At 62.4% G+C, this 6542-nt stretch carries 8 protein-coding genes and 1 tRNA gene; all 9 read left to right on the top strand.

Features of this window, described 5'->3' with window-relative positions:
- Window positions 1-3 precede the first annotated feature (3 nt).
- Window positions 4-198, top strand: coding sequence for a 50S ribosomal protein L31 (gene rpmE, locus Q0071_RS14940; protein ID WP_298171126.1), 195 nt, complete (start codon window positions 4-6; stop codon window positions 196-198).
- 111 nt (window positions 199-309) lie between these two features.
- A complete protein-coding gene (locus Q0071_RS14935; protein ID WP_298171123.1) occupies window positions 310-762 on the top strand; it encodes a MarR family transcriptional regulator in 453 nt (150 codons plus the stop codon).
- 198 nt (window positions 763-960) lie between these two features.
- Window positions 961-3357, top strand: coding sequence for a TonB-dependent receptor (locus Q0071_RS14930; protein WP_298171121.1), 2397 nt, complete (start codon window positions 961-963; stop codon window positions 3355-3357).
- Between the two features lie 170 nt (window positions 3358-3527).
- Window positions 3528-3959, top strand: a complete 432-nt coding sequence (locus tag Q0071_RS14925; protein WP_298171118.1) for a hypothetical protein — start codon at window positions 3528-3530, stop codon at window positions 3957-3959.
- Between the two features lie 206 nt (window positions 3960-4165).
- A tRNA-His gene (locus Q0071_RS14920) sits at window positions 4166-4242 on the top strand.
- 145 nt (window positions 4243-4387) lie between these two features.
- Window positions 4388-5116: a heme ABC transporter permease CcmC gene (gene ccmC, locus Q0071_RS14915; protein WP_298171115.1), complete on the top strand. Its 729-nt coding sequence runs from the start codon at window positions 4388-4390 to the stop codon at window positions 5114-5116.
- Window positions 5117-5126: 10 nt separating this feature from the next.
- Window positions 5127-5267: a hypothetical protein gene (locus Q0071_RS14910; RefSeq protein WP_298171112.1), complete on the top strand. Its 141-nt coding sequence runs from the start codon at window positions 5127-5129 to the stop codon at window positions 5265-5267.
- The gene (ccmE, locus tag Q0071_RS14905) at window positions 5264-5734 is read left to right on the top strand and encodes a cytochrome c maturation protein CcmE (RefSeq protein ID WP_298171109.1); all 471 of its coding nucleotides are present in this window, start codon (window positions 5264-5266) and stop codon (window positions 5732-5734) included. Before Q0071_RS14910 ends, ccmE begins: the two co-directional genes overlap by 4 nt.
- A partial coding sequence (ccsA, locus tag Q0071_RS14900; protein WP_298171106.1) for a cytochrome c biogenesis protein CcsA occupies window positions 5731-6542 on the top strand: 812 nt, incomplete at its 3' end. The genes ccmE and ccsA, both read left to right, overlap by 4 nt.

The raw sequence follows: 6542 nt of genomic DNA, 5'->3' as shown, positions 1-6542 counted from the left end.
CACATGATCAAGGTGCAGATGACCGACGGCACCGTGTTCGAGACCCGCTCGACCTGGGGCAAGGAAGGCGACACCATGGCGCTCGAAATCGATCCGCTGTCGCACCCGGCGTGGACCGGCGGCACCCGCCAGCTCGATCAGGGCGGCCGCGTGGCGCAGTTCAACAAGCGCTTTGGCGGTCTCACGCTCAAGAAGTGAGCTTGCGGACCCGCGTATTCAGGAAAAAGGGCGGCCTCGGTCGCCCTTTTTTCGTGAAACAAGCCTGCGCGGACCCTTGCCATCGCGGCGCTGCCGGATGAAGGAGCGCGCATGGCTGTTCTGACCAACGCCCTCGACAAGCTGCTTGGCTACCAGATGCGCCGCGCCACCGCGGTGCTCATGGCCGATTTCGTGCGCACGCTCTCGGATTTCGACATGCGGCCGGCCGAAGTGACCACGCTGCTGGTAATTGCCGAGAACCCGGATTGCTCGCAAAGCGAAGTGGGCGAGGCGATCGCGATCAAGCGCGCCAATATGGTGCCGATCATTGCCCGCCTGATCGAACGCGGCCTCGTTGCCCGCACCCGCGTCGATGGGCGCAGCCTCGCCCTGAGGGTCACCGACAAGGGCGCCGAGCACGCGGCCGAAGCCTGGCGCCGCATTGCCGAGCACGAAGCCCGCTTTCGCGACCGGCTTACCCCCGAAGAGCTCGAGACGGTGCTTGCCGCGCTGCCGGTCCTGCGGGTGGATGTGGAAGACAGTAGTTCCGGCAACGGGCAATAGTTCGTTACACCGAAGATCCCGACTAACCATCGGTACTGTAACCTGAATACACAGGTACCTCGAATTCTGCCGAAAACTCTCATTTTTGTCGGTTTGTGGGCGTCAGGGCTGCTGCCACACCTTTCGTCGAAGCCGGGAACAAACACTGCGGATCCAAACTGCAGGCCCCGGCCGTCCACTGGATGAGAGGAGAATGCCATGCGGTATACGCGCGTTCTTGGCTGGTCGTCGCTCGCGGCGGTCGCTGTTTCCCTGGCGGTGCCTGCCCATGCGGCAGATGCAGCCGAAGCCGCTGATCAGGGTGGCGGCGCTGCTGAGGCAGCCGGCAAGGATGTGATTATCGTTACCGCCACGCGCCAGGCGGCCGACAAGCAGAAGGTCGGTGTCGCACTCACCGCGCTCACTGTCGAAGATCTGGCCTTGCTCGCCCCGCGTTCGCTGCTCGATATTCAGGGCTCGGCCCCCAACGTGTTCATCGGCAGCGGCACCGCCGCACCGGGTCAGAGCGCCATCTTCATCCGCGGCCAGGGCTATGCCGACGTGGAAAAGACGCAGAGCCCGCCGGTCGGCGTGATCCAGGACGGCGTGTTCTTCGGCAACAACACCGGCCAGCTGCTCGATATGTTCAACATCTGCTCGGTCGAGGTCGATCGCGGCCCGCAGGGCATCTTCTACGGCAAGAACACCACCGCCGGCCTCATCAACCTTACCCGCTGCGCACCCACCCGCAAACTGGGCCTCAGCCTGGAGGCGGGCTACGGCTCGTTCAACGAGTTCTACGGCCGCGGCGTGGTCAACGCACCGCTGGGTGACAAGGGCGGCATCGCGTTTTCGGGCCAGTACCGCCGGATCGACGGCATTCTCAACAACGTCTTCACCAACAAGCGGGCGGGTAATTCGGATTACCGCGCCTTCAACCTCAAGGTGAACTACGACCTCACCGACTGGCTCAATGCGGATCTCAGCTACGATCATATCCACCAGACCGGCGGCGGCACGCCGGTGCAGTTCGGCAATATCCTGACTGCCAATATCCTCTCCGGCGGCAACCCTTCGGCGATCTGGCCCAAGTACAATCCCGAAACCGGCAGCCCCGATGGCCTGAAGCCGCGCGAGATCGGCAACAACCTTGGCGCGGACAAGGACCGGCTCAACACCAATATCGTTAGCCTCGCGCTCAAGGCCAAGACGCCCATCGGCGATCTGGTCTCGCAGACCTCGTACATGTCGTCAGCCGATACGGTGAACCAGGACTTCGACGGCACCTGCAAGGGCGCGACGGGCTGCACCAGCGTCGGCAACCCGCTGCTTGCGGCCACCGGCAGTGCGCTCCTCACCAATCGCGACCAGACCTACAAGCAGTTCACGCAGGAAGTGCGGCTGCAGGGCAAGGCGGCGAACGGTCTGGTCGATTACATCGTCGGGGCGTTCTACTACGATCACAAGATCACACTGCACCAGAACACCAATGGCGCGATCGACCAGTTCTCTGCTGAAAAGGATCACAGCTGGTCGTTCTTCGGCAACGTGGATCTCAACCCCACCGATACGATCAAGATTTCAGGCGGTGTGCGCAACATCTTCGAGGCCAAGCGCTTCGATACGCGCTATATCCTGCTTGGCTCGATCCCGCTGGTCGGCCCGATCAACGATCGCCGCAGCTGGCAGAAGCTGATCACCCGCTTCAACATCCAGTGGCAGGCGACCCCCGATGTGCTGCTCTACGTGAACCGGTCGGAAGGCTTCCGTTCGGGCGGCTTCTCGATCCGCGGCACCCTTTCCGAACAGCAGGCTGGCCAGACCAACTGCGGCGCGGCGCCATCCGGCGGTGAGGAGCTCGTTGCGGCGGCTGCAGCTACCGGCTGCCCGAACAACAACTTCCTCTCGTTCCTGCCCGAGACGAACACGACTTATGAAGGCGGCATCAAGACCCGTTTCCTCAACCGTGCGATCACCTTCAACGCGTCCGGCTTCATCAACGATATCACCAACTTCCAGCAATCGCAGGTCGTCGTGACGCCAGGCTACGGTCCCGGCACCAATACTTATGTCGTGAGCTTCCCGAAGGTCCAGATCAAGGGTCTCGAGTTCGAGCTCGACTTCGACTTCGGCAAGATGACCGAATCGATGAAGGGCCTCTCGCTCTCCGGTACGCTGGGCATTCAGGATGCCAACGTGAAGAACGGCAAGGTCAACGGCCAGACCGCCTCGATCGGCCCGGCCGCACAGGCGGGTGCCCCCGGCACGACGGCTGACTTCACCGGCGTCCTCCTCCAGCGCGTGCCTGCCAACAACTTCACCGTGCGTGGCAGCTATGTCCGCGATCTTACGGATGATGCGAAGCTCTCGCTCACCGCCGGGTATTCGTGGATCGACAGCTTCTCGCTCGGCACCTTCGGCACGCTCAATGATATCCAGCCCAGCTACGGCCTGCTCGATGCCTCGGCCGCGCTCAACTACAAGGGCTATTTCCTGCGCGTGGCGGGCAAGAACCTGACCAACAAGGCCTATCGCACGCAGTCGCTGCCCACCGTGTTCTTCCAGGGCTGGGCCGCTCCGGCGACAGTCACCATCTCGGTCGGCGCGAAGTTCTGATCTAGCGTTTCGGTACTGAAAGGGACCCCGGCGGATGACCTCCGCCGGGGTTTCTGTTTGTTGGAGGTGGAGGAAAGGCATTGGCCTCTGCATTTCTGCCATTCTGTGGTCACAATAACACCGCGCGATCTAGGCTTTATGTTGCACAAACGGACGTTGGGGATTGACGCATGTCTAATCTCATTGAAAAAACAAGTGTCAGGCTAGATTGGTTCTCGACAAAGGTGGCAGGTATGGCACTTCAGCAAAGGCGCATTGACGATATTCTTGATACGATTTGGACAATCGCGGCATCACCCTATGTTCAGCACTACACTATTGGCTATACCGCACGTGCGGCGCACGATCGCTTCAAAGAGCACCGAGCAAATGGACGAAATCACTTGGTAGTCTTGGCCGATAAACTGACGCGGGTGGATGCGTCACGGCTCGAAACAACCTTACAGTTCTGTATCCGAGCTGATCGCAGGCACACAAACTATCGAAAATACGATCCAGATCGGCGGGATGGTCCGATCTACCCTAGTGTTGGACAGGCTAACCCGCAAACTGCAAGTGAAAGGATCCACTCGGTGTATATGGTCTGGTCAGACCGAGAATAATGAATCTTCAGGATTTGCGGGCACCGACATATAGCCATTTCAACACGTCGGCATCACGGCCAAATCCAAGGGATGCGAGGGTGATGGCGCTTGCCCGCTGGAGGCACAAACCTCTTACCCCCGCAAGATTCCGCTTCCCAAATCGCGCTCATTCTGCAAAAGCGCGCGTCCGCGATGTCTGCACTGCAAGGCGGCGCGGTCGTGTGGCGATCATAGCTCAGTTGGTTAGAGCGCCGGTTTGTGGTACCGGAGGTCGTGGGTTCGAACCCCATTGGTCGCCCCATTTTCTCCCCATCTTGAACAGCTGCCCTGCCTGCACCTAGGTTCATGCGCGCTAAGCTCTTGCTCCCTATGCGGGCAGGTGGCAGAGGTGGAGCGCGCGGACAGGTTCGACTGTACCGCCAAGTTACGGACGTACCTGCCCGCTCATGCACGGCTTTGCCAATCCTGCCCGTTTCCTGCGCATGGCGCGCTGGCTGATGCCGTTGATGCTGGTGCCGGGGCTCATCCTCGCGTTCGGCGCGCTCGCGTGGGGCCTGTTCATGGTGCCGCCGGATCGGCTGATGGGCCAGACAGTGCGCATTCTCTTCATCCACGTACCTTCGGCGTGGCTCGGCATGGCTGGCTGGTCGACGATCGCGATCGCGAGCCTGGTCGAGCTCGTCTGGCGCCATCCGCTCGCCGGTATCGCGGCGCGCGCGGCCTCGGTCCCGGGCGCGGCCTTTACCGCGATCTGCCTTGCCACCGGCTCGATCTGGGCGCGGCCGACATGGGGCACCTGGTGGGTGTGGGACGGCCGGCTGACGAGCTTCCTGATCCTCCTCTTCCTCTACTTCGGCTATATCGCGCTGGCCGGCGCGGCACAGCGCGATGCCGCGGCGGGTGAGGGTGCAAGCCGCGTCACCGCGATCTTCGGCCTTGTCGGCGCGGTCAATATCCCGATCATCAACCGCTCGGTGGTGTGGTGGAACAGCTTGCACCAGCCGCCTTCGATCACCGCGGGCAAGTCGACCATCGATGCGGCGTTTCTCTACCCGCTGCTGATTGCCGCGCTGGGCTTCACCCTCATCTTCGGCGGAATAGTGCTGGCGCGCATGCGCATGCTGCTCGCCGATATCCAGACCGAGGCGCGCCTGCGCCGCAAGGCGATGGCATAAGCGACGCACAATGCACGAGAAGCTCGATCAGTGGCAATTCGTGATGGCGGCGCTCGCCATCGGCGTCATCGGCACCCTAGTCCTTGTGGGCTGGACCCTTTGGGCCATGAAGCGCTCTGAAAAGCGCCGCGATAAGGCGCGTGAGAAATGAACACCACGATCAAGCCCTCCGTGATCAAGGCCAAGCATCAGCGCCTTGTCCTGATCATTCTCGCGCTCGTTGCGCTGGTCGGCGCCGGGATGCTAGCCGCCTATGCATTGAGCAAGCAGGCGGCCTATTTCTACCTGCCGAGCGAACTCGTTGCCAAACCGCCCGAAGCGGGCCGCGCCGTGCGCCTCGGCGGCATGGTTGAGAAGGGATCGATCAAGACCCTGCCCGATGGTGTAACGATCAACTTCATGGTCAAGGACGACAAGGCGCGCGTGCCTGTCCGCTTCTCCGGGATCACGCCGGACCTCTTCGTCGAAGGCTCGGGCGTCGTCGCCGAAGGGCGCATGGAGGGCACCACGTTCGTGGCCGACAATCTCCTCGCCAAACATGACGAGAAATATGTGCCGCGTGAAATGAAGAACATGAGCACGGCTGAGGCCAAGGCCGTGATCGCGGAGACGAAATGATTGCCGAACTTGGCCTTGCGGTGCTCTGGATGGCGGCGGCGCTGGCTGTCCTGCAACTGGTTGCCGGCGCGCTCGCGCTGCGCCCTGCCACCGCGCATCTCGCCGGTGTTGTCCGTCCCGTGGCGATGCTGCAGGGCGTGCTGGTCGCCTTCGCCTTTGCCGCGCTGATCTGGCTGTTCCTCAGCACCGATCTTTCGGTCAAGCTGGTCGCGGAAAACAGCCACTCGGCCAAGCCCTTCATCTTCAAGCTCGCGGGCACCTGGGGCAACCACGAAGGCTCGATGCTGATGTGGGTGACGATCATGAGCCTTGGCGGCGGCTTCGTCGCGCTCATTGAAAAGCGCCTGCGCGAGGAAACGCTGATCGCCACGCTGGCGGGGCAGGCCTTCGTCAGCCTCGGCTTCTATGCCTTCCTCCTGCTCGCCTCGAACCCGTTCACGCGCCTGCCCGAACCTGCACCCGAAGGGGCCGGGCTCAATCCGCTGCTGCAGGACATCGGCCTCGCGTTCCATCCGCCCACGCTTTACGTCGGCTATGTCGGGCTCTCGATCGCGTTCAGCTTCGCGGTTGGCGCGCTTGTCACCCGTGATGTCGGCCCCGCCTTTGCCCGTGCGATGCGGCCGTGGGTGCTGGGCGCGTGGATATTCCTGACGCTTGGCATCACCGCCGGTTCCTACTGGGCTTACTACACGCTCGGCTGGGGCGGCTGGTGGTTCTGGGACCCGGTCGAGAACGCCTCGCTGATGCCCTGGCTCGCGGCCACCGCGCTACTCCATTCGTGCAGCGTGCTCGCCGCGCGCAACGCGCT

The sequence above is a fragment of the Novosphingobium sp. genome (genome assembly GCF_027486195.1).
GTDB lineage: Bacteria > Pseudomonadota > Alphaproteobacteria > Sphingomonadales > Sphingomonadaceae > Novosphingobium.
Note: the sequence above shows the minus strand (reverse complement) of the source record. Positions and strands in the feature narration are given on the sequence as shown.

Excerpts from the sequence above, each read along its gene's own strand:
- Q0071_RS14930 (WP_298171121.1), top strand. The coding sequence starts at position 961 with ATGCGGTATACGCGCGTTCTTGGCTGGTCGTCGCTCGCGGCGGTCGCT.
- Q0071_RS14935 (WP_298171123.1), top strand. The coding sequence starts at position 310 with ATGGCTGTTCTGACCAACGCCCTCGACAAGCTGCTTGGCTACCAGATG.
- ccmC (WP_298171115.1), top strand. The coding sequence starts at position 4,388 with ATGCACGGCTTTGCCAATCCTGCCCGTTTCCTGCGCATGGCGCGCTGG.
- Q0071_RS14910 (WP_298171112.1), top strand. The coding sequence starts at position 5,127 with ATGCACGAGAAGCTCGATCAGTGGCAATTCGTGATGGCGGCGCTCGCC.
- Q0071_RS14925 (WP_298171118.1), top strand. The coding sequence starts at position 3,528 with ATGTCTAATCTCATTGAAAAAACAAGTGTCAGGCTAGATTGGTTCTCG.
- rpmE (WP_298171126.1), top strand. The coding sequence starts at position 4 with ATGATCAAGGTGCAGATGACCGACGGCACCGTGTTCGAGACCCGCTCG.
- ccmE (WP_298171109.1), top strand. The coding sequence starts at position 5,264 with ATGAACACCACGATCAAGCCCTCCGTGATCAAGGCCAAGCATCAGCGC.